Source organism: Streptomyces sp. HM190 (assembly GCF_009857135.1).
GTDB lineage: Bacteria > Actinomycetota > Actinomycetes > Streptomycetales > Streptomycetaceae > Streptomyces > Streptomyces heilongjiangensis.
This window is the reverse complement of record NZ_CP047318.1, coordinates 2,030,034-2,054,471: the sequence shown is the minus strand read 5'-3', so window position 1 is coordinate 2,054,471 and position 24,438 is coordinate 2,030,034. Positions and strand designations below refer to the sequence as shown.

Here is a 24,438-nt window from a genome sequence, read left to right as displayed (position 1 = left end):
CGCACGGCCGTTGGACGGATATGAGCATCCAGACGCGTGAGGGATCTCAGGGGACCGGGCCGGGGGCGATCACCCCGGACGGCTGCGCGCGCTGATGGTGGGCGCGTTCATCACCCAGGTCGCCGTCTTCGACGGGGAGTACGCGGCGACCCCGCTGATCCTGATGGTTCCGTTGCTCGTCATCGCCTGGGCACGACGGGAGGACGTGGCCGGACTGAAGCGGCTGCTGCGACGGGCGGCGTGATCGCCGGGCCGCGGCGCGCCGCGCAGGGCCGTGCAGGGCCGTGCGGCAGGACCTGCGCACGGTCGGAGAAGGGCAGCGGCGAGGGGCCCTCGCAGTGCTCTGGGAGCGCCTCGCTCCTGCCTGGCGACGGGCTCGTCGCCCGGCGCCAGCATGCGGACTCGATGGTGCGGCCGCGGAGGGACGGAGACGGGCGGTCCTTGCCGCTCGGGTGGTGCCGCCCGGGGCGTCGCTCGGCTGCCGTCAGGGGTCGCGGCGGGTGCGGGCGGCGTTCGCGGAGTCGGCGAGCCCGCGAAGACGTTCGAGGTCCCGGCGGTCGCGCTTGGTGGGGCGGCCGGCGCCCCGGTCGCGGATGCCGGCGGGGGCGACGGCCTCGCGGGGCGGGGGCGGCGGGGAGTTGTCCACGTAGCACTCGGCGGCGACAGGCGCGCCGACCCGCTTGCGGATCAGACGCTTGACCACCACGATCCGCTCGTGCCCACCGGCCTGGCGGAGCCGTACCTCGTCGCCGACGCGCACCGCGTACGCGGGCTTGACCCGCTCGCCGTTGACGCGGACGTGCCCGCCCCGGCAGGCCGTCGCTCCCATGGAGCGGGTCTTGACCAGGCGGACGGACCAGATCCAGCTGTCGATGCGCACGGTCTCGCCGCTCGTGGGCCGCGCGGCCTCGGCGGCGGCCGCCGCGCCGGGGTCCCGGTGCGTGGTGCCCGAGCCGCCCGTCCGCACACCCGTACCTTCAGAAGCCATGCGTCGACCTTAGCTCCCCGGTGCCGACGGGGGAGGAGATCACCGGTCGTACCGTGGAGACATGCGCAGCGGTGACGGCGACGGTGGCCGGGAAGGCGGTGGCGTGCACGGAGGGCACACCGGTTTCGGCGGGGGCAGCGGCCTGGACGCGCTCGACGCCCGGATCACCGGGTGCCGTGCCTGCCCCCGGCTGGTCGCCTGGCGGGAGGAGGCGGCGCGGACGAAGCGGGCCGCGTTCGCCGACCAGGAGTACTGGGGCCGTCCGGTGCCCGGTTTCGGACCGTCCGACGCGGCGCTGCTGATCGTCGGGCTCGCCCCCGCCGCGCACGGGGGGAACCGCACCGGGCGCATGTTCACCGGCGACCGCTCGGGCGACGTGCTGTACGCGGCGCTGCGCGAGGTGGGCCTCGCCTCGCGCGGCACCGCGGTCGGCGTCGACGACGGCCTGGAACTCCGCGGCGTACGGATCACCTCGCCCGTGCACTGCGCGCCGCCCGCCAACAAGCCGACCCCCGAGGAACGCGACACGTGCCGACCGTGGCTGGTCAGCGAGCTGGAGCTGCTGCGGCCCACGTTGCGGGCCGTGCTCGTCCTCGGCGCGTTCGGCTGGCAGGCCGCGCTGCCGGCGCTCGCCGCGGCGGGCTGGCGGGTGCCTCGGCCCCGACCGGTCTTCGGCCACGGCACGCGCGTACCGCTCGACGGGCTCGACCTCTTCGGCTGCTTCCACGTCAGCCAGCGCAACACGTTCACCGGCCGGCTGACCCCGGCCATGCTCCGGGACGTCCTGCGCACCGCCGCGGGGGCGGCCGGGCTGAGGGCCACCTCGTAGGGGCGCGAGGGCGGCGACCACGTCACGGGGGCGGCGGAAAAGCGGCTGCCCATGGTGTCGCGCGCCCTCTAGGGTCGCGGAATGCCTCTCCACCCCGAGAGCGAACCGTACGACCACGGCATGCTCGACGTCGGTGACGGCAACCGCGTGTACTGGGAGGTCTGCGGGAACCCGCGGGGCAAACCCGCGTTGGTGCTGCACGGCGGGCCCGGATCCCGGGCAAGCCCCTGGTTCCGTCGCCTGTTCGACCCCGACGTGTACCGGATCGTCCTGCTGGACCAGCGTGGCTGCGGGCGTTCGACGCCGCCGGCGAGCGCGTACGGGACGGACATGAGCGTCAACACGACGCCTCACCTCCTCGCCGATCTGGAGCTCCTGCGACGCCGCCTCGGGATCGGGCGCTGGCTGGTGTGGGGCGTGTCGTGGGGGTCCGTGCTCGGGCTGCGGTACGCGCAGACGCATCCGGGTGCCGTGTCGGAGCTGGTGCTGACGGGGGTCGCGTCGGGTTCGGACGCCGAGGTCGCGCTGCTGACCCGAGGGCTCGGCCGGTTCTTCCCGGAGGCGTTCGAGCGGTTCCTCGCGGAGCTGCCCGAGAGCGAGCGGTCCGGCAACATCGCCGCCGCCTACCACCGGCTGCTCGAGTCGCCCGACGCGGAGGTACGGGCGAGGGCGGCGAGGGCCTGGACCGACTGGGAGACGGCCATCGCGGCCCTGCCGCCCCGCTCCGTGCCGCGCTACGAGGACCCCGTGTTCCGCTACGGCTTCGCCCGCACCGTCACCCACTACTGGGGCAACGGCCACTTCCTCGACGAGGGCGTCGAGGGCGTCGCGGGCGGTGGGGGCGGTGGGGGCGGTGCGCCGGACGACGGCGGTGTGGGCGACGACGGCGTGGTGCTGCGCGACGCGCGACTGCTCACCGGCGTCCCCGGCACCCTCGTACAGGGCAGCCTGGACCCCGGCAACCTCCTCGGCATCGTCTGGCGCCTCCACCACGCCTGGCCCGGCAGTGAGTTGGTCCTCATCGACGACGTGGGCCACGACGCGGGCGCGCCGGACATGACCAAGGCGCTGCTGGACGCGACGGACAAGTACGCCAAGGGGTGAACCATCCTCGTCCCCGCACGGGCCCGGCACCGCGCACACCGTTGCCGTACCGGCCCTCCCGTCCCCCCCCGCTGCCGTCGTCCCTCGCCTCGTCCTCGCCGAGGGGTGCCGCACGATCGATCGGCCTGGTCCTCGCGGGGGCGCGTCCGCGGTCCCGGCGCTCGTCAGGTCGTATGCCGGGCCCTGCTCCTGACCTCGCCGTCGCCCCGCCCCCACCCCCTACGGTTCGGGCACCACGGCGGTCGCCGTGATCTCCACCAACTGGCCGGTGTAGCCCAGGCAGGCCACGCCGAGGAGGGTCGACGAGTGGGGGCCGGTGCTGAGACCGGAGGCCGCGACGACGTCCCAGACAGAGGAGAGGACCTGGGGCTCACTGCTCACCACATAGACGTCGGTCGCCACGACATGGGTGAAGTCGCTGCCCACGGCGCGCAGTTGCTCCCCGAGATTCGCCAGCACCTGCTGGGCCTGCCGCACCGGATCCCCCTCACCCACCAGCTTCCCGTCGGCGTCCAGCGGGACGGAGCCGGCGAGGAACGCGAGCCGCGTACCGGCCTCGACGACCGAGGCGTGCGAGTAGACCGGCGGCCGGAAGAGACTCGGGACGGTCACGCGCTTGATCATGAACGGCTCCGTTGCGGTGTGGTGGTGTGAGTCGGCACTGCTGGGCAACCCGTCGATGATGCGCAGCGCGGGACACGAACGCACGCGAATTCCGCGCGACGGCCGCACCCCGCGCGACGGCGCCACCCCGCGCGACCTCGGCACCGCGCGACCGCTACGCCGTGCGATCGCCACTGCCTCGCTCGACCGCCACGGCACCGGGTGACCGCCGCTCCGTGTGCGATCTGTCCGGCCGTCGGGTGCCGAGCCCGCGTCGATAATCGTTCGACATCTCACCGCCGCGCACCCCATGCTCCGTCCATGTCCGTACGCATGCGCGCGAAGCCCTTGGGGCGCTTCACGGCGGCTGACTCCTAGTGCCGCGACGGGCAAACGTTGCCTGCCGCGGCACTAGCGGGCCGAGCCGGAGATTCCGGCGAGCCCCAGGAGGTCAGCCATGTCCCGCACCGTCCACCACGTCCGCAGCCGGCACCGGAAGGTCCCGGCGTACTGGGCGGCGGGCCTGCCGGCACCCTGGACCGCGCACACCCTCACCGGGCTCCGCTACAGCGGGGGCGAGTTGAGCCGCGCGCGCCGGGAGGGCCGCCGTCCCCGGCCGACCCGCGTCGTCCGGACCTTCACGTCCTACCGGTACGCCCGCGCCGTGAACGCACACTTCTGGGACCCCTACGAGTCCCGGGCACGGGCCGCCCTGCGCGCCTTCCGTACTGCGGCCCGCACACACCTGCGCGCAGCTCCGCCCGGCGGCCTCCTCACCGCGGCCGACCTCCTCGACCATCCCCCGACCCGCCACCGCCACCGCAACCTCGGGGAGGCGTGACGCGGGACGGCGCGGGAAGGGAGGTGTCCCCTCGGGAGGAATAACCCTTCGAAGAGGCCCGTACCCGGCTGCTACCTTCCAGGCGTGGCGAAACTCAATCAGATCATCGCAGTCGAGAAGGGCGTCAAGGCCAAGTCCCAGCAGGACCTGACGGCCGCTCATCACGGGCTGCAGAAGCCTGCCCTGCTGGCCGGCATCGCGCGTACGTACCAGCCGAAGGACGAGGAGGGCGAGCAGTTGCCGCCCGAGTCGACCCGCGTGCAGGTGCGGGCCGAGGACGTGCTGCGGGAGACGGCCGGGATCCTCACGCGGCTGTTCGACGTGACCGCCACGAAGGACTGGGCCAACTGCACGGCGCGCGCGGACGTGACCGTCGACGGGCGGGTGCTCGTCGCCGAGGTGCCGGTGGCCTACCTGCTCTTCCTGGAGAAGCAGCTCGGCGAGATCAACGCGCTCGTGCGGAAGCTGCCCGTGCTCGACGCCTCCGAGGCGTGGGTGCAGGACCCCTCCACCGACGCCTGGAAGACCGAGCCCGTGCGCACGGTGCGGACCAAGAAGGTGCCCCGCAACCACGTGAAGGCCGAGGCGACCGACAAGCACCCCGCACAGGTCGAGGTGTACTACGAGGACATACCTGTCGGGTACTGGACCACGGTGAAGTTCTCCGGTGCGCTGCCCGCCCGCCGGGTCCGGGAGATCCTCGACCGCGTCGAGAAGCTGCAGCAGGCCGTGAAGTTCGCGCGCGAGGAGGCGAACGGCGTGGACGTCGTCGACCAGCGGGTCGGTGACGCGGTGTTCGGCTACCTGTTCGGGTAGCCTCACAGACTCCCCGTCCGATGTCTCGGGCGGGGTGCGCGAGGAGCGCAAGCTGAAGCTGAGGCTTGTCGTGACGGAGCGGACCGTACCCGCTGAGGATGTCCAGGGACGGGCCGCGCTCAATCTCAGACTCTCGCTCCAGACTCAGCATGCGCCGCCGATCGCCGCAACGACCGGACCCAGGCCCCGGGACGTCGAAATGCCGGTTCAAGTCCGGCCCGCACAGCTCGATGTGCGGTGGTCCAAAGGCAGGACGCGACGACATGACGACTGACCTGGGTTCTCCACCGTCGCGGCGTGCCGAACGGGCGGCATCACAGGGCCCGGGGGCCGGCTACGCCCCCGGGCCCGCTCCCTTTCCCGCAGGCATACGGCGCGGGGCCGTGCGCTGATTCGTACGCGGTGCCATACACAGGTTCGTACGCGGGGCCGTGCGCAGTCTCGTACGCCGGGCCGTGCACGGGTCCTGCGCCTTCACGCGGCACTTGCGTCCACAAAGAACGTGGCCTTTCCACGTATCGTCACATCGCGGTAATACGAGCGTTCCACAACCTCCGGATCCGGGACCTACCGTGGACACCACGGCCGCGGCGCCACCCCGCCGACCGGCCCCAACCGGCCCCCCGGCCCTCACCGCCACCACGCACCGTTCGCGCCCCGGCCACCGTCGCCCGTAGGCACACCTCCGCCTCCCCCGACGACAGGAGCCCCGTGTCCCGCCCCGCACTCCGCACCGCCCTGCCGCCCTGGCTCGCTCATACCCTGCGTGCGCAAAGGGGACCGGTGCCCTGGAACGCGGTGGTACGCGGAGCGCTGGCCGGAGGACCGCTGCTCACCCTTGCCCTGCTCACCGGACACCCCACCCTCGGCGTCGTCGCCGCGCTCGGCGCCATGCTCGCCGGGATCAACGACCGGCCCGGCAGCCGCCGGGTCTCGGTGAAGCGGCTCGGCGTGCCCGCCCTCGCCGGCGCCCTGGGCCTGCTCATCGGGACGTACGCCGGGCAGTACGCCTCCGCCTACGCGGACCGTCACGCCCCCGCCGACACCGGGCCGTACGCCGGTGCGGTGGCCCTCACCCTGCTGCTCACCTCGCTCGGGCTGCTCGCCGGCGGCATGAGCGCCGTCGGAGCCGTCGCCTCCGGTGCCGGCACCCAACTGCTCGTCGCCACCGCCATCGGGGCCGGGATGCCGTTGCCGGAGACCGGCTGGGAGCGCGCGCTCGGCTATCTCGCCGGAGCCGGATGGCTGCTCGCCCTGCGCCTCGTCCTGCCCACCCCGAGCGCGTTGACCGGCGGCGACTACCGGTTCGACGGGGAACGGGAGGCCGTCGCCGCCGTCTACGACGCGATCGCCGCACTCCTCGACGCCGTCGGCACCCCCGACGCGACCGCCCGCCGCGCCGCGCTCACCGCCGCCCTCGACCACGCCCAGGACGCGCTCTCCGGACCCCGGCTGCGGCGGCGGGCCAGTTCGTCGACCGAACGGCGGCTGCACGCCCAGTACACGGCCGCCCTGCCGCTCGCCGAGGCCGCGACCGCGCTCGCCTGGACCGGTGACCACATCGACGGCCGGGCCTCCGCGGGACCCCGGCGGCTCGCCCACGCCGTACGCGGCAACACCGCCACCGGACCGCTGCCCGCGCCCGCCCGCTCCGCGCCCGCGCTGCGCGCCCTCGACGACGCCCTCCTGCACGCCGCCGAGACCTTCGACCGGGGCGACGCGCGCACCCTCCCGAACCGGCGCCGCACTGTCGGATCGCTCCTGCGCCTCGCCCTCGGCACCGGTGGCCGCGAGTACGGGCTCCGCGTCGCGCTCTCCTTCGGCGCCGCCGCGGCCGTCGCGCAGGCACTGCGCCACGAGCACTGGTACTGGCTGCCCGCGACCGCCGTGTTCCTGGTCAAGCCCGACCTCGGGCCGCTCGTGTCCCGCGTGCTGTGCCGGGCCGCGGGAACCGTCCTGGGCGCCGTGGTCTTCGCGGGCTGCGCCGCCGTGCTGCCCCGGCCGGAGGGCCTCGTCGCCCTGGTCGCGGTCAGTGGCGCGCTCATCCCCGTCGCCACCCGGCACTTCGCCGCCCAGACCGCCGTCGTCACCGTGCTCGTCCTCGCCCTCGTCATGGTCGGCGGCGAACCCCAGGCCTCCTGGAGCCGGATCGGGGAGACACTGCTGGCCTGCGCCATCGTCCTCATCGTCGGCCATCTGCCCATACCGCGGGGCCAGCGCGGCGGAGGCGTCCGCGCCCGCCTCCACGAAGCGACCGCTGCCGCCCACCTCTACCTCGCCCATGTGCTGGAGTCCGACGACCGCGCCGCCCGCTGGACCCTGCGCCGCGAGGCCTACCGCACCCTCGCCGGGGCCCGTACCGCGATCGCCCTCGCCGGAGCCGAACACCCCGCCCTCGCCCGGCACAGCGAGGGCGCCGACGAGATCGCCGCCGTGCTCGAACAACTCGTCGACACCAGCACCGCCTGCGCGGTCCACCTCGACGACACCGGACACCTCGGCCGCCACCACACCGAGCGGCTGACCGCCCTCCTGGACCAGCTCGCCCGCCGCCAACGGGACACCGGCATCAGCCTTCCCGAAGCGGCGCCGGTACGGGACGTACTGGATGCGGCGGCTGCGGCGAGTGGGGCCGGTGCGGCGAGTGGGGCGGAGGGACGCGGGAGTGTGGGGCCCCGGCTCACAGCTTGAGCCGGGGAGCGTAACCCTGAGCGCCGCGCCGCCCGCCGCCGGTCGCGCCTCGGTCGGCGCACTGCTCACCGTGGACGTGGCGGAGACCGTGCGTGAACTGGAGGGCCACCTGATCGCCCTCGCCGACCGCAGCCACGGCGGCCGCATCCAGGACTACGACACACCTCCCGCGTGAACGTCCGCGCGAATCCACCCGGAAACGCCGCATGAGGCGGGCCGGTTCCGGTACCCGACGTGCACGTTGACCATGAGTGAACCCTTCTCCACGCACGGCGAGAGGAGCCGCTGTCACGACGCGTACGGGAGATGGTACGGAAAGTCACCGGAACGTGTGGTTTCTGCGAGGTATCTCTCGCTCCGGCGTTGACCCCGTGTCAACTACGTCTCAGTAGCGTCACCGGAAGAGTCGTTCAGGCCATGGTTGGCGTTTAACTCTACGAGGACAGCGCTACACGGAGGTGCAAGGTGGACGTGCGAACGGTGCTGGGACGCTTTCCCGCCGGTGGTCCGCGCGGCTCGTGGCCGGCGGAGGAACTGGCGCACGCTGCCCGCCAGGAGGGACAGCAGGCGGAAGTCGTGATGGACATAGCGACGGACATGTTCCTGGTCATCGTGCGCGGCGCCACCCCGGCCGCGCCTGCACCTGCCCCGGCCGTGCCTGCCCCGGCCACGCCCGCCCCCGCCTGAGCCGGTCGATCCACCGGGTCACGCCACCGGGTCGCGCCGCCCCGGTCACCCCGCCTTCGGGGCGGGTACCTCCGCCGTCGGGACCTCGACCGCGAACTGCTCCGCCTGGAGCGCGTACAGCTCCGCGTACACCCCGCCCCTGGCCAGCAGTTCCCGCGGTGTGCCGGACTCCACGAGACGGCCCTGGTCGAGGACGTGCACCAGGTCGGCGTGGCGCACCGACGCCAGCCGGTGCGTGATGAGGACGACGGTCTGCCCGGTCCCGGCCAGCGCGCGGATCTTCTCGAAGACCTCCAGCTCGGCCCGCGCGTCCAGGGCGGCGGTCGGTTCGTCCACGATGAGGATGTGCCCGCGCCGGTACGCGGCCCGCGCGATCCCCAGGCGCTGCCACTGTCCGCCCGACAGTTCGTGCCCGCCGCTGAACCCGCGCCCCAGCAGGGTGTCGAGGCCCCGTGGCAGGTCCTCCAGCACGTCCTGCGCCCCCGCCTCCGCGACCGACCTGGCGAGCCGTTCCTCGGTGAGCGGCGCGGAGGGGCGGCCGATCGCCAGGTTGACGCGGGCGGTGAACGGCCACCGCTTGAAGTCCTGTGCGACCATCGCGATGCGCTCGGCGAGCTGGTGCCGGTCGGCGGCCGCCGCGTCCACGCCGTCCCACAGGATCTTGCCGCGGTCGGGGGTGTAGAGCCCGGCCAGCAGCTTGACCAGCGTCGTCTTGCCCGAACCGTTCTCGCCGACGAGCGCCACGATCTTGCCGAGCGGCACGGTCAGCGTCACGTCGTCGAGCGCGGGCCGGGTGGACTTGCCGGGATAGGCGAACGTCACGTTCTCCAGGCGGATCTCCCGCGGGTCCTCGGGCAGCGGGTCGCCGCCCACCGGGATCGCCCGCTTGGCGGCCTCGACGTACAGGCGTTCCATGTCGCCGACGAAGAGGGCCTCCTCGTGCAGGGAGTTCACCTCCAGGACGAGCGTGTCGAGGCTGGCGGAACCGGTGCGGATCGCGATGACCGCCGTACCGGCCACGGACAGCGCCATCGCCCCACCGAGCAGCAGAGCGCCCAGCGTCGCGTACGTCGCCACGGTGGCCAGCCCGGTCCACACGGCCGCGTACAGCCCCGTCCGGGCCGCCAGCCCGGCCAGGCGCGCCTGCTCGGCCTCCGCGGTCTCCGACATGGAACGGAAGTGGCGCAGCAGGAACGGGCCCACTCCGTGCACCCGGATCTCCGGCGCCGCCGCCGGTTCGATCAGCAGGGAGCCGATCAGATAGCCGGCGCGCGCGTGCTGCACCCAGGCGTGGAACGACGTGTAGCGGCGGCGCGCGATCGTCAGGGCGCTCCACGCGCTCGGCAGCGTCATCGTGACGAGCAGTGGCAGCAGGGCCGGATGCAGCACCGTCAGCACACCGGCCGCGGCGACCAGGGAGATCAGCGCGTTCACCACGCGCGCGGAGTAGCTGATCATGCGGCGCGCCGACTGGGCGCCGTACTTGGCGGTGTCGAGCAGTTTGTGGAAACCGTCGTCCTCGATCGCGGACAGTTCCACCGACGCCGCCCGCTCCAGGTACAGCTCGGTCGCGACCCGCTCCACCTTGGGCTCCAGCCGGCCCGTGGCGTACGTCGAGGCGGCCCGCAGCAGGGTGGCCACGAGGGTCACGGCGGCGATGGTGATCAGCGCGGGAGCGGCTCCCCGTAACCGCTGCTCGACCGTGCCGTCCGCCATCAGCCGGGCGAGGATCGTGTTCACCGCGAGGAGGCTCACCGCCTGGGCGAGGCCGCGGCCCGTCTCGGCGGCCAGCACCGTACGGGCCGCCCGCCGGTCCGCACGCCAGGCCAGCCGGAAGCTCGACGCCAGCAGCGACGGCAGTCGGCGCACCATCCCGCGGAAGTTCAGCTCCAGGAACGCGTCCGCGTGCTGCGACCAGCCCATGTCGTAGCGCAGCGGTCCCCCGAACAGCAGCTGCTCCGACTCCGACGTCTCCGGCTTCGCCCTGTTCCGCGCCTTGCGCACCCGTGCCCTCCCCGGAGTCGTCGCCGACGGCCACTATGGCCGCCGGCCACGCCCGGAACCAGGGCGCACGGGAGCTACCTGCGGCCCAGCCGGAGCACGCAGGGCGCTCGGAATCAGAAGGAGGTGCGCCACCCGGGAAGCGGAGGCCGTGGACCCGACGAGGCCCGGAGGCCCTCGGTCAGGCCGTCATGGTCCGCGACCACGCCGGTGTGGTCCCGGTCACCCGGCACACCGCCAGGTACAGCGGTATCGGCGGCGTGTAGGGAATCGTCCCCTCCGGCCGGTGGATCAGCGCGGCCGAACCGTCGCAGACCAGCGCTCCGGTGGTGTAGCGCGACGGCTCCGGCCACTCCAGCGCGTAGTCGGAGTCGGCCGGAACGAGCCACCACCAGTGGTCCCGGTCGGCGTAGACGCAGCCGACGCGGGGCAGCCGGGGCAGCACCAGCGGGCCGATGTCCGCCGGGACGGCGACGGCGTCGCAGCCCATGGGCGTGGTCATGCCCTCGGGCAGGCGGATGGGGCGGGGCGTCGCGGCGGGCCGCTGGGCGCGGCGCAGGCGGGTCAGGGTGTCGAGGCTCACCACGCGGGCCACTCTGCCCCCACCGAAGCCACCGGTGGGGCCGATCGACGCGCTCACACCCATTCGGCCCCCGTCCTGCCCCGTTCGGCCATCGAACTGCCCCGATCAGCCATCGAACTGCCCCGATCGGCCATCGAACGGCCCTCGGTCCGTGTCCCCGCGCGGTGGCGGGCGTCCGCCTCGCCGCGGGCGTCGTTCGGCGGCTTCTTCGCGCCCCAGCCCAGGTCGGCGCGGGCCGCGGTGGCCGCGTCCAGCACGCCGCGGGGGACGTCGGCCCAGACCAGCAGGCCCATCCCGACGGGCTGGGCGCCCCAGGAACGGCAGAGGGACTCGATGAGCAGCAGCCCCCGGCCGTGTTCCTCCTCGGGGCGCTGCGGCGAGGGGTGCGGCTCGCCGGGAGCGCAGCCCTCGTCGCGTACCGCTATGCGCACCAGGTCGTCGCCGTCCTGCAGCTCGCAGACGATCTCGGTGCTCGCGGTGTGCACGATCGCGTTGGTCACCAGCTCGGACACGACCAGGGCCGCCGTGTCGCAGGTGTCCTGGCACAGGGCCCAGCCGGTGAGCTGGGCGCGCGTCACGCGCCGGGCCTGTGCCACGGCACCCGGGTGCGCGGCCAGCTCGAAGCGGAACCGGCGGTCGGCGGTGGTGTCGGGGCGCACCCCGGCGGCCGGACCGGGACCGAGGCGGTCGCCGGCGGCGTCTGTTCCTAACGGCGCAGGGGGCGGAATCACGCTTGCCACTATCGCCGTGCCATGAACACTTGGCAAGTGTCACTCTGAAAATTGCAGAGTGCCGTACGACTCTCTGAACGGCCATGGCACACTGCACGCAACAGCACGTGTAGCGGCGCCAGTTGGAAATCCCTCGCACAACGTTCACATGTACGCACAGTGTTCGTATGTGCGCGGAAACGCATGTGAGCTGCGGAGTTCCCTCTTCCGTGGGCGCCGCCGCGTCGCGGGGGCCAGGAGTACGGGGTTCGTGTCGGGCTTTTCACGTTCGGATGGAGTTGCGAGATGAGCGAGCCGCGGTCCGCGCCGACGGTCGGCCAGGTGGTGCTCGGCCGGCGTCTGCTGGATCTGCGCGAGCGCGCGGGTATCCGGCGGGAGGACGCCGCGCGCATCCTGCACGTCGCGCCGGCCACCGTCCGCCGGATGGAGACCGCCGAGGTCGCCCTCAAGATCCCCTACCTCCAGCTCCTGCTGAAGGCGTACGGCGTCGGCGACGAGGAGGCGGAGACCTTCGTCCGGCTGGCGGAGGAGGCGAACAAACCCGGCTGGTGGCAGCGGTTCCACGACATCCTGCCGAACTGGTTCTCCATGTACGTCAGCCTGGAGGGCGCGGCCGCCCTCATCCGCAGCTACGACCCGCACTTCGTCCCCGGCCTGCTGCAGACCGAGTGCTACGCGCGCGCGGTGATGGTCTCGGGCGCCATCGGCCAGACCAGACCCGACGACATCGAACGTCATGTCGCGCTGCGCATGCAGCGGCAGGAACTGCTCACCCGTGAGGACGCCCCCCGGCTCTGGTTCGTCATGGACGAGACCGCGCTGCGCCGCCCCGTCGGCGGACCGGACGTCATGCGCGGCCAGCTCGACCGGCTGCTGGAGGTCACGGAGCTGTCCCATGTGACCGTGCAGATCTCCACCTTCGACACAGGACCCCACCCCGGTACGTACGGGCCGTTCGTCCTGTTCCGGTTCGCCATGCCCGAACTCCCGGACATGGTCTACAGCGAGTACCTGACCGGCGCCGTCTACCTGGACGACCGCTCCGAGGTGGCGACCCACCTCGAGGTCATGGACCGCATGGCGGCGCAGGCCGCCACGGCACAACGCACGAAGGAGATCCTCCGGGATCTCCGCAAGGAGCTCTGAAGACACCGAATGGATCGCATCAAGCCGCAGTCGCGCACGCACACGCAGTCGCACAACCGCGTCTACAACGGAATGCCCGCCAGGGAGCTGGGCAGCGAGGGCTGGCACAAGCCCTGGAGCGGCGGCAACGGCGGCAACTGCCTGGAGGCGATGAAGCTCGCCGACGGCCGGATCGCCGTACGGCAGTCCACCGACCCCGACGGGCCGGCCCTCATCTACACGCCCGACGAGATGAACGCCTTCATCCAGGGGGCCAAGGCGGGGGTGGCCGACTTCCTGCTCTCCTGACCTGTTGCACACTCCCTGTTGTTCAGCCGATCCCCCTATGTTGGCCCTGAATTGATCATCAACTGCTGCAGAACCTTATGGAGTTCGTCATGAGCGGGCGGCCCCCCGTCGAGATCGACACGAGCAAGCCCCATCCGGCGCGGATGTACGACTGGTACCTCGGTGGCAAGGACAACTACCCGGTGGACGAGGCGATGGGCCGGCAGATGCTGGCCCTCGACCCTCGTGTGCCGGTGATGGCACGCGTCAACCGCGCCTTCATGCAGCGGTCCACGCGGTGGCTGGCCCGGAGCGGTGTACGGCAGTTCCTCGACATCGGCACCGGTATCCCCACCGAGCCGAACCTCCACCAGATCGCCCAGGAGGTCGCCCCCGACGCGAGAGTCGTCTACTGCGACAACGACCCCATCGTGCTGGCCCACGCGGCGGCCCTGCTGCGCGGCACCCCGGAGGGGCGGACCGAGTACCTCCAGGCCGACGTGCGGGATCCGGACGCCGTCATGGAGGGCGCCAGGAAGGTGCTGGACCTCAGCCGGCCCGTGGCGCTCTCCCTGATCGCGCTGCTGCACTTCGTGTCCGACCAGGACGGCGCACACGACCTGGTCCGGCGGCTGATGGCCGAACTGCCGTCCGGCAGCTATCTGGTCGTCACGCATGCGACCGCCGACTTCACTCCGGAGGAGTCGAAGGCGGCCACGGAGAAACTCAAGGCCGCGGGCGTCACCCTGGCCCTGCGCTCCCGCGAGGAGTTCACCCGCTTCTTCGACGGCTTCGAGCTGGTCGAGCCCGGCGTCGAGGTCCCGCACCGGTGGCACCCCGAACTGGGCGAGCCGGTCCCCGGCCAGGAGGACGGGATCATTCCCGGGTACGGGGCGGTGGCCCGCAAGGTCTGAGACGGGCGCGCGGCCGGATGCCGCGTGGCGGTCGCGTCGCGGACGCCGCGTGGCTGTGCAAGGGGCGGTCGCCGTGGGCGGCCGCCCCTTGCCCGACCCGCAGGAGACCGGAGGAGACCCCGAAGCAGCGTGGCGCGTGCCGGCGCTTCCTCAGGAGGGGCCGGGCGCGGTGCGTGCGGCCGGCTCCCCTCACGCGGGTGGCAGCACGCCGCACAGCGCCTCCACCGCCGCCGCGTAGGCATGCTCCGGGGGCGTCGCGTACCCCACGACCAGTCCGTCCGGCGCGTCCCCGCCGGTCGCCCGCGGATGCCGGAACCCGGCCAGCCCGTCGAGCGCGATGCCCCGCCAGGCCGCCGCCCGCACCACGGACCGTTCGGTGCCCGGCGGCAGCCGCAGCACCGCGTGCAGCCCGGCCGCGATCCCGGTGACCTCGATGTGCGGCGCGTGCGCGGCGAGCGCGGCCACCAGCCGGTCCCGCCGCGCCCGGTACCGCTGCCGCATCCGCCGCACATGGCGGTCGTACGACCCCGATGAGATGAAGTCCGCCAGCGCCAGCTGGTCCGGGACGCTCGCCCAGGCCTCCCGCTCGCCCTTCGCCTCCAGCGCGGCGTCGACGTACCGCTCCGGCAGGACCATCCACCCCAGCCGCAACGCCGGCGACAGGCTCTTGCTGACCGAACCGATGTGCACGACCCGCTCGGGATCCAGTCCCTGCACGGCCCCGACGGGCTTGCGGTCGTAGCGGAACTCCCCGTCGTAGTCGTCCTCGAGCACCACCCCGCCACGCACGCGTGCCCAGTCGACGACGGCGGCCCTGCGGGAAGGATGCAGCGGCCCGCCGGTCGGGAACTGGTGTGCGGGCGTGAGCAGCACGGCCCGCTCCCGGTCGAGTCCCTCGACCCGCGCCCCGTCCTCGTCCAGCGGCAGCGGAACCGTCCGTACGGACGCAGCGGCCAGCAGCTCCCGGTGGAAACCGAGCCCGTACGACTCGACGGCCAGCGGGCCCCGCAGCACCCGCCCGTGCCGCGGGCCACCCACGTCGCTGTGGAAGAGCAGCCGCAGGGCGTGGGCGAAGCCCGAACAGATCACGATCCGTGCGGGCTCGGTGCGCACCCCACGCGCGCGTGCCAGATACGCGGCGAGCGCCTCGCGCAGCTCGATCCGGCCCGCCGGATCACCCGGTCCGAACGCGTCGTTGGGCGCCTGCTCCACGGCCCTGCGGTACGACGCCGCCCAGGCCGCCCGCGGGAACGACGACGGGTCCGCAGTGCCCTGCCGCAGATCGTGCCGAGGCCCCCGCGCGCGTACGGGCACCGTCTTCGCGACGCGGGCGGACGACACGTTCAGCGGCTCCGCCCGCTGCGCGACCCGGGTGCCCGACCCCTGCCGTGCCGTCAGCCATCCCTCGGCGACCAGCTCCGCGTACGCGTCGGCGACCGTGTTCCGCGCGACCCCGAGATCCGCCGCGAGCGACCGGTACGGCGGCAGGCGGGTGCCCGGCGCCAGCCGGCCGCCGCGCACCGCGTCCCGCAGGGCCCGGATGAGCGCGGCGCGCCGTCCTCCCGTGGCGGACAGCTCCAGATGCAGGTCCACACCGATCCGCTCAGCGGAATTGACCCACGAATCCCCCATGGAAATGCACCCTACGGGAGGTCTTTCCGGCCCGTAGATTCATGGTCATGACGACGAACACGAGCGCGGACACGCCGGTCAGCACCGCCCCGCAGCCCCACCGCGTCGACTTCGCCAAAGCCGCCCGGCCCGTCTTCCGCGCCCTCATGGGCTTCGACGCGGCGGCCCGCGAGGGCCTCGACCCCGCCCTCGTCGAACTGATCCACATCCGCGCCTCCCAGCTCAACCACTGCGCCTACTGCCTGCACATGCACACCAACGACGCCCGCAAGGCCGGCGAGAGCGAGGACCGCCTCCACATGGTCCCGGTCTGGCGCGAGGCCCGGCACTTCTTCACCCGGCGTGAGCAGGCGGCCCTCGCCCTCACCGAAGCGGTCACCCTCGTCGCCGACCGGGGCGTCCCCGACGACGTCCACGCCGAGGCCGCCGCCCATTTCGACGACACCGAACTGGCCCACGTCCTGTCCGTGATCCTCACCATCAACACGTGGAACCGGATCGCCCTGGCCACGGGAAAGGTCGCGGGCACGGACGAACGCTAGTGCCGCGACGGGCAGCGTTTGCCCCGTCGCGACGCCCGGCACGCACTCTCGGCGCACCGGGCACAAGCCCGAGTACATCCCGTACGAGGACGCGCGCCCGGCACGCCGGGAGCACGCACCGGACGCCCCTCCTCGACGGGCAAACGTTGCCTGCCGCGGCACCAGAACCGGCGGCGGCACCCCCGCGGAGCCGCCCGCTCACGCCGTCATCGGCCGGTCGTACGGGCCTATCGGCCTCGGCAGTCGCTCCGCGCCGGTGAGCCGACGGTCCACCGCGGCGGCCACCGCCCTTCCCTCGGCGATCGCCCAGACGATCAGGGACTGCCCGCGGGCGGCGTCCCCGGCCGCGTACACGCCGGGCACGTTGGTCTCGAAGTCCGGACCGCGGGCGATCGTGCCCCGCGGTTCGACCGCCAGCCCCAACTGGTCGATCAGCCCGTCGTGGCGGTCGGGCCCGGAGAAACCGAGGGCGAGCAGGACGAGGTCGGCGGGCAGCGTCCGCCCGGTGCCCGGCCGCGGCCGGCGCCGCGCGTCCACCTCGACCAGGTGCAGCGCGCGTACCCGCCCCGCCTCGTCCCCCGTGAAGCGGAGTGTGGATGCCGCGAACAGTCGCGCGTCCGCGTCCGCCGCCGGCGCGGTGCGCAGGTCACGCGCCTCCTCGTGCGCCGCCGAGAGCCGGTAGATCCTCGGATACGTCGGCCACGGCTCGGCGTCCTCGTCCCGCTCCGCCTCCGGCAGCGGATAGATGTCCAGCTGGGTCACCGACGCGGCCCCCTCCCGCACCGCCGTCCCCAGGCAGTCCGCGCCCGTGTCTCCGCCCCCGACGATCACCACGTGCTTCCCCGCCGCCGACAGCGGCGAGACCTCCAGATCCCCCTCGCAGACCCGGTCGGCCAGCGGCAGATACTCCATCGCCTGATGGATACCGGCCAACTCCCGCCCCGGCACGTCCAGTTCACGCCAGGCCGTGGCACCCGTGGCGATCACCACGGCGTCGTAGCGGGCCCGCAGCTCCTCCGCCCCGACGTCCTCGCCGACGCTCGTCGACGTTCGGAACTTCGTGCCCTCCGCCCGCATCTGTTCCAGCCGCCGGTCCAGATGCCGCTTCTCCATCTTGAACGCCGGGATCCCGTACCGCAGCAGACCCCCCACGCGGTCCGCCCGTTCGTACACGGCGACCGTGTGCCCTGCCCGGGTCAACTGCTGGGCGGCCGCCAGACCCGTGGGCCCGGAGCCGATGACGGCCACCGTCCTCCCGGTCAGCCGGTCGGGCGGGCGCGGCGGGGTGAGACCGTCCTCCCAGGCCCGGTCGGCGATCGCCACCTCGACGTTCTTGATGGTGACCGCGGGCTGGATGATCGCCAGCACGCAGCCCGCCTCGCAGGGCGCGGGGCACAACCGCCCCGTGAACTCGGGGAAGTTGTTCGTCGCGTGCAGCCGGTCGCTCGCCGCGCGCCAGTCCTCCCGCGAGACGAGGTCGTTCCACTCCGGGATGAGATTCCCCAAGGGGCAGGCGTCGTGGCAGAACGGGATTCCGCAGTCCATGCAGCGGCCGGCCTGCCTGCTGATGATCGGCAGCAGTGCCCCCGGCACGTACACCTCGTTCCAGTCCCGCACCCGTTCCCGCACGGGCCGACGGGGCCACTCCTCGCGCGGGGTGGTCAGAAAACCCTTGGGATCGGCCATCGCCGTCTCCCTCACGTATCGCAAGCGGGTACGGGCACGGCCGTACACCGGCGGACTCGGTTTCGACTACGACGAACAGTGCTGGGCGGACGGGGTCGGCGGAGGTGTTCGGCGGACGTGGCCACGGGACGACGGGCGCGGAACGGTGGAGCGGTGTGAGGCCGCCGTTCTCCGAACGGCACAGGTCTCCCCGCCACGATACGACGCGCCCCGCGCGTATGCCTCAGGCGAGCGCCAGGAGATAGCACAGCGCCGCGCCGACCGAGGCGGCCGTCCTCACGTGGTTCCACATGGTCCACTCGCTCACGTACCGCGGCCAGTAGATCGCCGCCTCCGAAGTGCCCGGGTCGAGCGTGGCCAGCGTGTCGTTGCGCGGGACGTTCGCCACCATCGTCACGCCGAAGCAGCCCACCAGGTACAGCGCGCTGCCCAGCAGCAACGCGACCGTGCCCTCGTCCGGCCACAGCACGAACGTCACCACCGCCAGCACGGCGCACAGCACCGCCGTGCCCACGAAGACGAGCATGAACGCCGGTGTCACGGCACTGACGTTGATCGCCTGCATCGCGGCGGCCCCCTGCGCCGGCGGCAACGAGGCCAGTCCCTTCATGACGAAGGTCGAGAACCCGCAGAACACGCCCGCCACGACCGCGGTACCGAGCAGCCCCAGCACCACCAACACGAAATACGGCCCGTCGATCATGTCCGCTCCCACCTCGTTCCCCCGAATCCGAAGAGCCTGCCCCGGCCCTCGCCGCCACCACAAGAGAACGCCCGCACGGACCGCGTCACCATGGCCGAGAAGCGCACCCCCATCGGCGAACGTCCAAGGCGGGGCCGCGTGGGACATTCACCCCGTACCCCGCCACTCCCGCAGCCTCCTGTCGACTGTTCCGGCGATCCGGCGCCGCGCCTCGTGGCGTGCGACCCCGTCCATCAGGAAGCGGTCGTACGGCGTGTCCACGTGCCGTACGGACGCGACGACCGCCGAGGTCACCGCCACCTCCGACAGGGCCCGCCCCGCCGCGCTGCGCCCGACGCGCCCGCTTCCGCGCACGGAGGCGTGGGCGGCGATCTCCCGTGCCCGCTCGGCCGGACACGCGGGGAACAGCCGCCGTATCTCCGCCGCGAACGCGTCGGTGAACCGCACGTCCTCCGCGGCCCGCCGCCGTGCGTCCCGCACCCGGCGGCGCCTTCGCGCCTCGGCGTCGGCCAGGCACCGCTCCTCCGCGCGGGCGAGCGCCGCCTCCTCGACCAGGACGCCCTGCCGCTCGTACCGGCTCCTGCGCCGGTTGAACCGCACGACCACCGCCGACAGCGAACTCTCCTCCCTGGCCCGGCGGGTGAGCGCGGTGTCGCCGCGCGGCAGGAACACCAGATGCCCCAGGTCGGCGCAGTCGAGGCAGCGCGGAGCCCCGTTGTCCGGCACGAGCAGTGGCACCGGACCGCCGCGGCACTCGGCGCAGTGCTTCCTCCTGAGTGCCTGCACGACGACAAGTCCGGTACGCGGTGGGGGAGCGGCGAGCGTTGCCATACGCGGTTCCTTCCCCCTGCCGGCCGCGTGGTCACGTGGCGGGTGCCGGTCCCACGGCCGGTCCGGGCGGGGTGCGCGGGCGCGGCATCATGGAGCGCGTGCGATTCGAAGCGATCACCTGGGAGCGGCTCGGCGACCTCCTCGCCGACCGTCTCCTCGACCTGAAGCCGGACGACGGTTCCCCCTGGCCGCGCATCGCCTTCGACGGTGCCCCCGCCGGCCGGCCGGGCGACCTCGCGGCGCGGGTGTCGGACGCGTTGCGCGTACGCGGCCGCTCCTCGCTCGTGGTGGGAACCGGGGGTTTCCTCCGGCCGGCGTCGCTCCGCTTCGAGTTCGGGCACCAGGACGTGGAGGCGTACTACAGCGGCTGGTTCGACACGGCTGCCTTGTGGCGTGAAGTCTTCGGTCCACTCGAACCCGGTGGCACGGGGCGGGTCCTGCCCGACCTCTGGGACCCCGACACGGACCGCGCGACCCGCAGCCCCTACGCACAGCTCCCTGCCGGTGCCCTGCTGTTGATGCACGGTCCCCTCCTCCTGAAGAACTGGTTCCCCTTCGACCTCACCGTCCACGTCCTCCTCTCCCCGGGCGCACTGCGCCGCCGCACCCCGCAGAGCGAGCACTGGACCCTGCCCGCCTTCCAGCGCTACGAGGCCGAGGCGGACCCGGTCGGCACGGCCGATGTCGTGGTCCGCGCCGACGACCCACGGCATCCGGCCTGGGGCGGCTGACGGCAGGCCGCCGGCTCGGCACCGGGCGCTCCGGCCCTCGACGGGGCGGCACGTGGGCGCCTACGCCGTCAACCGGGGGCGGGCCCGTCCGCGGCGCCCTCCTCCGGGTGCGACCGCCGCCGGGCGCGGCAAGAATGAGCAGCGCCGGGACCAGCGGTGCCGTCCGCGCCGCGTCGGGACCAGCGGCGCCTCCCGCGCCGCTCCGGGCACCCGGCCCTAGGAGGTATGGCATGACCACCGCCGGAGACATCATGCACCGGGGCGCCCAGTGGATCCCCGCCCACGAGACCCTGGACCGTGCCGCCCAGCTGATGCGTCAGCTGAACGTGGGGGCGCTCCCCATCAGCGACGAGAACGAACGCCTCTGCGGCATCCTCACCGACCGCGACATCGTCGTGGGCTGTGTCGCCATGGGACACGACCCGTCCCGCATCACGGCGGGCGACCTCGCGAAGGGAACACCGCGCTGGATCGACGCCGACGCCGACGTCAGCGAGGTGCTGGAGGAGATGAAGGAGCACCAGATCCGCCGGCTTCCGGTGATCCACAACAAGCGCCTCGTCGGCATGATCAGCGAGGCCGACCTCGCCCGGCATCTCCCCGAGGACCAGATCGCCGACTGGGCCGAGAGCGTCTACGCCCGGACCGCGAAGCACTGACCCGGTCGCGAGGCGCCGACGCGGTAACGAGACGCGGACCCGACCGCGACCGGTCCGACCCCGTCCTCTTCCTCCACCCTTCCGCCCCGTGTCCCGCCGGTGCCGGGTCAGAGCCAGCCGTTGCGCTTGAAGCCCCGGTACAGGGTGACGCAGGCCGCGGCTATGACCCCCAGGACCAGCGGGTAGCCGAATCTCCAGGTCAGCTCCGGCATGTACTGGAAGTTCATGCCGTACACCCCGCAGACCATGGTCGGCACGGCGATCAGCGCCGCCCACGCGGTGATCTTCCGCATGTCCTCGTTCTGCGCGACGCTGACCTGCGCCAGGTGTGCCTGAAGGATCGAGTTGAGCAGTTCGTCGAACGCGGCGATCTGCTCGGTCGCCCGCAGCAGATGGTCGCAGACATCGCGGAAGTAGGCCTGTATCTCCGGCTCCACGACCCGGATGGGCCGGGTGGTCAGCTCCAGCAGCGGCCGGGCGAGCGGGGCCACCGCCCGCTTCAGTTCGAGCAGCTCCCGCTTGAGCTGGTAGATCCGGCCGGGGTCGACGCGCGCGCCGTTCGCCGCGAACACGTCGGTCTCCACCTGGTCGATGTCGGCCTGCACCGAGTCCGTGACCGTCAGGTAGTCGTCCACGACATGGTCGGCGATCGCGTGCAGGACGGCGGCCGGGCCCTTGGCGAGCTGCTCCGGGTCGGCCTCCAGTTCCTCGCGCAGCGGGCCGAGCGAGCCGTGGCGTCCGTGCCGCACGGAGATCACGAAGTCGGGACCGACGAACACCATGATCTCGCCGGTGTTCACCACCTCGCTCGTCGCGGTCAGCTCCGTGTGCTCGACGTAGCAGACGGTCTTGAACACCGCGAACAGCGTGTCGCCGTACCGCTCCAGCTTGGGGCGCTGATGGGCCTCGACCGCGTCCTCGACCGCCAGCGGGTGCAGGTCGAAGAGCTCGGCGATGCCGGCGAACTCCCGTTCCGTCGGCTCGTGCAGCCCGAGCCAGACGAAGCCGTGGTCGGCCCTGCGCACCTGCCGGAGGGCCTCCACGACATCGCGGCCGCCGGGGGCGCGGACGCCCTTGTGGTAGGTCACGCAGTTCACCACGGAGGTGCCCAGGGGGGAGCGGGCGGGGTGGCTGAGGTCGACGCGGGCGCGACGCCGTGCCAGCCGTGCCACCTTGCGCAGGCCGCCGGCCTTGCCGAGGCCGGTGACCTTCCGCAGATTCCCTGCCATGGACATCTGGATCTCCTCGGGTGGTCCCCTCGCACCGCACTTCGTGCCTTGTCGCGTCAGTGTGCCAGGCGTCCTTGAGCTGCGGGTAAGGCTGTGGGAACGGAACGTTCCACTTCGTTTGCGGTCGCTCCGGGCGCCTCCGTCCGAGGGGTTCGGGCGTGGTTCCGTCGTGGTTCGGGTGGCCCTGGGTGGCGGTCGCGGTACCCGTCTCGGCCGCCACCGGTGCGGTCCTGACGGACTGTTGGAGCGTCGTGAAGAGTGATAAGTCAGTCAAATGGGATGATCTGGGCATGATGCGAACCGACGGACATCTCCTCGACCACCGGCAGGGCGAGACGGGGCAGCGCTCCGACGCCTTCGCCACCCTCTTCGACCGCACGACGTTCCGGCACATGGAGGGCTTCGGCCTCGGATCCGGCTGGCGCTGCTGGGAGGTCGGCGCGAGCGGGGCCTCGGTCGTCTCCTGGCTGGCCAAGAAGGTCGGACCCACGGGGAAGGTCATCGCCACCGGCATCGACCTCTCCTGGGCGGTCCCCTCGGTCACCCGCCCACCGGTCGAGGTCCTCGTCCACCACGTGGGCGTCGACCAGCCGCCGGGCGACGGATTCGACCTCGTCCACGCCCGCCTGGCCCTGGTCCACGCCCCGGACCGCGCGCGTGCCGTGGTGTCGATGATCAAGGCCCTGCGGCCCGGCGGGCGCCTGCTGATCGAGGACGCCGACCCCGCGCTCCAGCCCTTGGCCTGCCTGGAGGAGACCGGTCCCGACCAGCAGGCGGCCAACCGGCTCCGGCAGGCCATCCGTGCCCTCCTCGACGAGCGTGGGGTGGACCCGGCGCACGGCCGCAGGCTCCCGCGGCTGCTGCGCGAGGCGGGGCTGCGCGGTGTGGAGGCCGACGTGTACTTTCCCATCGCCTCGCCCGACTGCGCCGCCCTGGAGTCCTCCACGATCCAGCGGCTCCGCCCGGCTCTCGTCACCGCCGGTCTCGCCACGGACGAGGAGATCGACCGCCATCTGGCCAACCTGTCCTCCGGGACGATGGACATCGCCGCCACACCGCTCGTCTCGGCGTGGGGGAGGAGGCCGTAGGGCGTGGCGCGCGACCGTCCGCGCGGGCCGACCGCGGCGAACGGGAACGGGGCGGCTTCCGCGGGGCCGCGACGGCACGGCGACGACGACGGCAGGACCGCGGTCCGATCCCCGTCCACCGGTGACGCGTGCCGACGAGTCCCCGCCGCCCCGTCCCCTCAGCCCATCGGTGGTCGTCCGCCCACCTTCCCCACGGCCAGCGCACCCGCGGCGCAGCCCCGTGCCGCCGCGTCCTCGGGCTCCGCGCCCGCGATCAGGGCGGCCAGGAACGCCCCGGTGAACGCGTCGCCGGCGCCGGTCGTGTCCCGGGGCACGGCGGGGGCCGCCGGAACCCGAGCCCGTACGCCGCCGCCCTCGGCGATCAGGGCGCCCTCGGCCCCCTGCTTGGCCACCACCAGCGGGAAGAAGCGGCTCAACTTGGCCGCCGCGTCGGCCGGATCGGGCAGCCCGGTGAGCAGACCAGCCTCGTCCCGGCTGGGCAGCAGCACGTCCACCCCTGCGACGAGTGCGAGGAAGCGGTCCACACCCAGCTCCGTCAGGAACCCCGCCGAGGCCGGATCCACGCTCACCGGCACTCCACGCGCGCGTGCCGACGCCAGAGCCACCGACACCAGCGCCCGGCTCGGCTCCGAGAAGAACAGGTAGCCCGACAGATGCAGCCGGGCCACCCCGTCGAGCAGACCCGGTGACCAGTCGTCCGGATCCAGCCGCAGCGAGGCACCGCTGTCCGTGAGGAACGTGCGTTCGGCGGCGGCCTCCGTGTCCACCAGGCAGATCACCGTGCCCGTCGCGGCCTCCGGGTCGACGACGAGGCGGGGGAGTACCCCCGCCTCGCGCAGCTCCCGCTCGTGCCACCCGGCCGCGTCCGCGCCCACCCGCCCGAGCAGCCGCACGTCCGCACAGCCCTGACGGGCCGCCCAGCAGGCCACATTGGCGCCCGCGCCGCCGGGCAGCGTACGGATCGCGGAGGCCGTGTCGGTGCCCGGCGCGAGCGCACCGCGATGCCGGGCGACGACATCCGTGACGACGTCGCCCACGACGAGCAGCGCCCCACCCGCTCTCCCGTCGGCGCCCGTCTCGTGGGTGCCCGGTGGGTTCACCGCGCCGCCGGGCAGCGGCCCGTCACGCCCGGCCAT

Annotated in this window: 25 protein-coding genes and 1 pseudogene; 15 read left to right on the top strand and 11 right to left on the bottom strand. The window is 73.1% G+C overall.

Annotated elements, in window-relative coordinates:
- Positions 1-82: 82 nt before the first annotated feature.
- Positions 83-244 (top strand): annotated as a pseudogene (locus tag GSY65_RS08555) (DoxX family protein); the annotation flags it as partial.
- Positions 245-484: 240 nt separating this feature from the next.
- On the opposite strand, the gene GSY65_RS08550 reads toward GSY65_RS08555, so the two are convergent.
- Positions 485-988, bottom strand: coding sequence for an RNA-binding S4 domain-containing protein (locus GSY65_RS08550; protein WP_159766751.1), 504 nt, complete (start codon positions 986-988; stop codon positions 485-487).
- A gap of 61 nt (positions 989-1,049) precedes the next feature.
- Between GSY65_RS08550 and GSY65_RS08545 the strand changes: the two genes are divergently transcribed.
- Together GSY65_RS08545 and GSY65_RS08540 are read left to right on the top strand one after the other, a co-directional pair.
- Complete coding sequence (locus tag GSY65_RS08545) at positions 1,050-1,817, top strand: uracil-DNA glycosylase (protein WP_201452481.1); 768 nt, start codon at positions 1,050-1,052, stop codon at positions 1,815-1,817.
- Between the two features lie 81 nt (positions 1,818-1,898).
- Positions 1,899-2,921, top strand: a complete 1,023-nt coding sequence (locus tag GSY65_RS08540; protein ID WP_159766750.1) for an alpha/beta fold hydrolase — start codon at positions 1,899-1,901, stop codon at positions 2,919-2,921.
- A 219-nt stretch (positions 2,922-3,140) separates the two neighbouring features.
- Here the strand turns inward: GSY65_RS08540 and GSY65_RS08535 are convergent, their stop codons facing one another.
- Positions 3,141-3,545: a RidA family protein gene (locus GSY65_RS08535; protein WP_159766749.1), complete on the bottom strand. Its 405-nt coding sequence runs from the start codon at positions 3,543-3,545 to the stop codon at positions 3,141-3,143.
- Between GSY65_RS08535 and GSY65_RS08530 the strand changes: the two genes are divergently transcribed.
- The 5 genes from GSY65_RS08530 (at position 3,538) to GSY65_RS08505 (ending at position 8,559) form a co-directional block, all read left to right on the top strand.
- A complete protein-coding gene (locus tag GSY65_RS08530) occupies positions 3,538-3,750 on the top strand; it encodes a hypothetical protein (protein ID WP_159766748.1) in 213 nt (70 codons plus the stop codon). The genes GSY65_RS08535 and GSY65_RS08530 overlap by 8 nt on opposite strands.
- Before the next feature lie 231 nt (positions 3,751-3,981).
- Complete coding sequence (locus GSY65_RS08525) at positions 3,982-4,365, top strand: hypothetical protein (protein ID WP_159766747.1); 384 nt, start codon at positions 3,982-3,984, stop codon at positions 4,363-4,365.
- Between the two features lie 84 nt (positions 4,366-4,449).
- On the top strand, positions 4,450-5,181 hold the full coding sequence (locus GSY65_RS08520) for a DUF7873 family protein (protein ID WP_055542127.1): 732 nt from the start codon (positions 4,450-4,452) through the stop codon (positions 5,179-5,181).
- Between the two features lie 711 nt (positions 5,182-5,892).
- Positions 5,893-7,872, top strand: coding sequence for an FUSC family protein (locus GSY65_RS08515; protein WP_159766746.1), 1,980 nt, complete (start codon positions 5,893-5,895; stop codon positions 7,870-7,872).
- Between the two features lie 465 nt (positions 7,873-8,337).
- Positions 8,338-8,559: a hypothetical protein gene (locus GSY65_RS08505; RefSeq protein WP_159766744.1), complete on the top strand. Its 222-nt coding sequence runs from the start codon at positions 8,338-8,340 to the stop codon at positions 8,557-8,559.
- A gap of 45 nt (positions 8,560-8,604) precedes the next feature.
- Here GSY65_RS08505 and GSY65_RS08500 read toward each other — a convergent pair whose 3' ends face one another.
- From GSY65_RS08500 to GSY65_RS08490, 3 genes are all read right to left on the bottom strand, one after another.
- Positions 8,605-10,563 carry an ABC transporter ATP-binding protein gene (locus tag GSY65_RS08500; protein WP_159766743.1) on the bottom strand — a complete coding sequence of 653 codons (1,959 nt, stop codon included), beginning with the start codon at positions 10,561-10,563 and terminating at the stop codon, positions 8,605-8,607.
- A gap of 178 nt (positions 10,564-10,741) precedes the next feature.
- Complete coding sequence (locus tag GSY65_RS08495) at positions 10,742-11,206, bottom strand: hypothetical protein (protein ID WP_201452480.1); 465 nt, start codon at positions 11,204-11,206, stop codon at positions 10,742-10,744.
- Positions 11,197-11,874, bottom strand: a complete 678-nt coding sequence (locus GSY65_RS08490; RefSeq protein ID WP_159766741.1) for an ATP-binding protein — start codon at positions 11,872-11,874, stop codon at positions 11,197-11,199. Before GSY65_RS08490 ends, GSY65_RS08495 begins: the two co-directional genes overlap by 10 nt.
- Positions 11,875-12,159: 285 nt before the next feature.
- Between GSY65_RS08490 and GSY65_RS08485 the strand changes: the two genes are divergently transcribed.
- The 3 genes from GSY65_RS08485 to GSY65_RS08475 all read left to right on the top strand — a co-directional run bounded on the left by GSY65_RS08485 (position 12,160) and on the right by GSY65_RS08475 (position 14,201).
- The gene (locus GSY65_RS08485) at positions 12,160-13,020 is read left to right on the top strand and encodes a helix-turn-helix domain-containing protein (protein ID WP_159766740.1); all 861 of its coding nucleotides are present in this window, start codon (positions 12,160-12,162) and stop codon (positions 13,018-13,020) included.
- Positions 13,021-13,029: 9 nt separating this feature from the next.
- Complete coding sequence (locus tag GSY65_RS08480; protein WP_159766739.1) at positions 13,030-13,308, top strand: DUF397 domain-containing protein; 279 nt, start codon at positions 13,030-13,032, stop codon at positions 13,306-13,308.
- 77 nt (positions 13,309-13,385) lie between these two features.
- The gene (locus GSY65_RS08475; protein ID WP_201452478.1) at positions 13,386-14,201 is read left to right on the top strand and encodes an SAM-dependent methyltransferase; all 816 of its coding nucleotides are present in this window, start codon (positions 13,386-13,388) and stop codon (positions 14,199-14,201) included.
- Positions 14,202-14,390: 189 nt separating this feature from the next.
- On the opposite strand, the gene pdxR is transcribed toward GSY65_RS08475, so the two are convergent.
- A complete protein-coding gene (pdxR, locus tag GSY65_RS08470) occupies positions 14,391-15,833 on the bottom strand; it encodes a MocR-like pyridoxine biosynthesis transcription factor PdxR (protein ID WP_159766737.1) in 1,443 nt (480 codons plus the stop codon).
- Between the two features lie 47 nt (positions 15,834-15,880).
- Between pdxR and GSY65_RS08465 the strand changes: the two genes are divergently transcribed.
- Positions 15,881-16,375: a carboxymuconolactone decarboxylase family protein gene (locus GSY65_RS08465; protein ID WP_201452477.1), complete on the top strand. Its 495-nt coding sequence runs from the start codon at positions 15,881-15,883 to the stop codon at positions 16,373-16,375.
- Positions 16,376-16,573: 198 nt separating this feature from the next.
- Here the strand turns inward: GSY65_RS08465 and GSY65_RS08460 are convergent, their stop codons facing one another.
- The 3 genes from GSY65_RS08460 to GSY65_RS08450 all read right to left on the bottom strand — a co-directional run bounded on the left by GSY65_RS08460 (position 16,574) and on the right by GSY65_RS08450 (position 19,595).
- Positions 16,574-18,061, bottom strand: a complete 1,488-nt coding sequence (locus tag GSY65_RS08460) for a glutamate synthase subunit beta (protein ID WP_159766735.1) — start codon at positions 18,059-18,061, stop codon at positions 16,574-16,576.
- A 223-nt stretch (positions 18,062-18,284) separates the two neighbouring features.
- Positions 18,285-18,764 carry an anthrone oxygenase family protein gene (locus tag GSY65_RS08455; RefSeq protein ID WP_159766734.1) on the bottom strand — a complete coding sequence of 160 codons (480 nt, stop codon included), beginning with the start codon at positions 18,762-18,764 and terminating at the stop codon, positions 18,285-18,287.
- Positions 18,765-18,911: 147 nt separating this feature from the next.
- Positions 18,912-19,595 (bottom strand): DUF2293 domain-containing protein, encoded by a 684-nt coding sequence (locus GSY65_RS08450; protein ID WP_159766733.1) that lies wholly within the window; start codon positions 19,593-19,595, stop codon positions 18,912-18,914.
- A gap of 89 nt (positions 19,596-19,684) precedes the next feature.
- Here GSY65_RS08450 and GSY65_RS08445 point away from each other — a divergent pair, with 89 nt between their 5' ends.
- Both GSY65_RS08445 and GSY65_RS08440 read left to right on the top strand, forming a co-directional pair.
- The gene (locus tag GSY65_RS08445) at positions 19,685-20,326 is read left to right on the top strand and encodes a uridine kinase (protein ID WP_201452476.1); all 642 of its coding nucleotides are present in this window, start codon (positions 19,685-19,687) and stop codon (positions 20,324-20,326) included.
- 230 nt (positions 20,327-20,556) lie between these two features.
- Positions 20,557-20,985 (top strand): CBS domain-containing protein, encoded by a 429-nt coding sequence (locus GSY65_RS08440; protein ID WP_159766731.1) that lies wholly within the window; start codon positions 20,557-20,559, stop codon positions 20,983-20,985.
- A 107-nt stretch (positions 20,986-21,092) separates the two neighbouring features.
- On the opposite strand, the gene GSY65_RS08435 is transcribed toward GSY65_RS08440, so the two are convergent.
- On the bottom strand, positions 21,093-22,220 hold the full coding sequence (locus tag GSY65_RS08435) for a magnesium and cobalt transport protein CorA (RefSeq protein ID WP_159766730.1): 1,128 nt from the start codon (positions 22,218-22,220) through the stop codon (positions 21,093-21,095).
- Between the two features lie 284 nt (positions 22,221-22,504).
- Here GSY65_RS08435 and GSY65_RS08430 point away from each other — a divergent pair, with 284 nt between their 5' ends.
- Positions 22,505-23,302 carry a methyltransferase domain-containing protein gene (locus tag GSY65_RS08430; RefSeq protein WP_159766729.1) on the top strand — a complete coding sequence of 266 codons (798 nt, stop codon included), beginning with the start codon at positions 22,505-22,507 and terminating at the stop codon, positions 23,300-23,302.
- Between the two features lie 158 nt (positions 23,303-23,460).
- Here the strand turns inward: GSY65_RS08430 and GSY65_RS08425 are convergent, their stop codons facing one another.
- Entirely contained in the window at positions 23,461-24,438 is a 978-nt protein-coding gene (locus GSY65_RS08425; RefSeq protein ID WP_159766728.1) for a carbohydrate kinase family protein, read from the bottom strand.

Coding starts and splice junctions, on each gene's coding strand:
- GSY65_RS08550 (WP_159766751.1), bottom strand. CDS start 988: ATGGCTTCTGAAGGTACGGGTGTGCGGACGGGCGGCTCGGGCACCACG.
- GSY65_RS08545 (WP_201452481.1), top strand. CDS start 1,050: ATGCGCAGCGGTGACGGCGACGGTGGCCGGGAAGGCGGTGGCGTGCAC.
- GSY65_RS08540 (WP_159766750.1), top strand. CDS start 1,899: ATGCCTCTCCACCCCGAGAGCGAACCGTACGACCACGGCATGCTCGAC.
- GSY65_RS08535 (WP_159766749.1), bottom strand. CDS start 3,545: ATGATCAAGCGCGTGACCGTCCCGAGTCTCTTCCGGCCGCCGGTCTAC.
- GSY65_RS08525 (WP_159766747.1), top strand. CDS start 3,982: ATGTCCCGCACCGTCCACCACGTCCGCAGCCGGCACCGGAAGGTCCCG.
- GSY65_RS08495 (WP_201452480.1), bottom strand. CDS start 11,206: ATGGGTGTGAGCGCGTCGATCGGCCCCACCGGTGGCTTCGGTGGGGGC.
- GSY65_RS08485 (WP_159766740.1), top strand. CDS start 12,160: ATGAGCGAGCCGCGGTCCGCGCCGACGGTCGGCCAGGTGGTGCTCGGC.
- GSY65_RS08480 (WP_159766739.1), top strand. CDS start 13,030: ATGGATCGCATCAAGCCGCAGTCGCGCACGCACACGCAGTCGCACAAC.
- GSY65_RS08475 (WP_201452478.1), top strand. CDS start 13,386: ATGGAGTTCGTCATGAGCGGGCGGCCCCCCGTCGAGATCGACACGAGC.
- pdxR (WP_159766737.1), bottom strand. CDS start 15,833: ATGGGGGATTCGTGGGTCAATTCCGCTGAGCGGATCGGTGTGGACCTG.
- GSY65_RS08465 (WP_201452477.1), top strand. CDS start 15,881: ATGACGACGAACACGAGCGCGGACACGCCGGTCAGCACCGCCCCGCAG.
- GSY65_RS08460 (WP_159766735.1), bottom strand. CDS start 18,061: ATGGCCGATCCCAAGGGTTTTCTGACCACCCCGCGCGAGGAGTGGCCC.
- GSY65_RS08455 (WP_159766734.1), bottom strand. CDS start 18,764: ATGATCGACGGGCCGTATTTCGTGTTGGTGGTGCTGGGGCTGCTCGGT.
- GSY65_RS08450 (WP_159766733.1), bottom strand. CDS start 19,595: ATGGCAACGCTCGCCGCTCCCCCACCGCGTACCGGACTTGTCGTCGTG.
- GSY65_RS08445 (WP_201452476.1), top strand. CDS start 19,685: ATGGAGCGCGTGCGATTCGAAGCGATCACCTGGGAGCGGCTCGGCGAC.
- GSY65_RS08440 (WP_159766731.1), top strand. CDS start 20,557: ATGACCACCGCCGGAGACATCATGCACCGGGGCGCCCAGTGGATCCCC.
- GSY65_RS08435 (WP_159766730.1), bottom strand. CDS start 22,220: ATGTCCATGGCAGGGAATCTGCGGAAGGTCACCGGCCTCGGCAAGGCC.
- GSY65_RS08430 (WP_159766729.1), top strand. CDS start 22,505: ATGATGCGAACCGACGGACATCTCCTCGACCACCGGCAGGGCGAGACG.
- GSY65_RS08425 (WP_159766728.1), bottom strand. CDS start 24,438: ATGGCCGGGCGTGACGGGCCGCTGCCCGGCGGCGCGGTGAACCCACCG.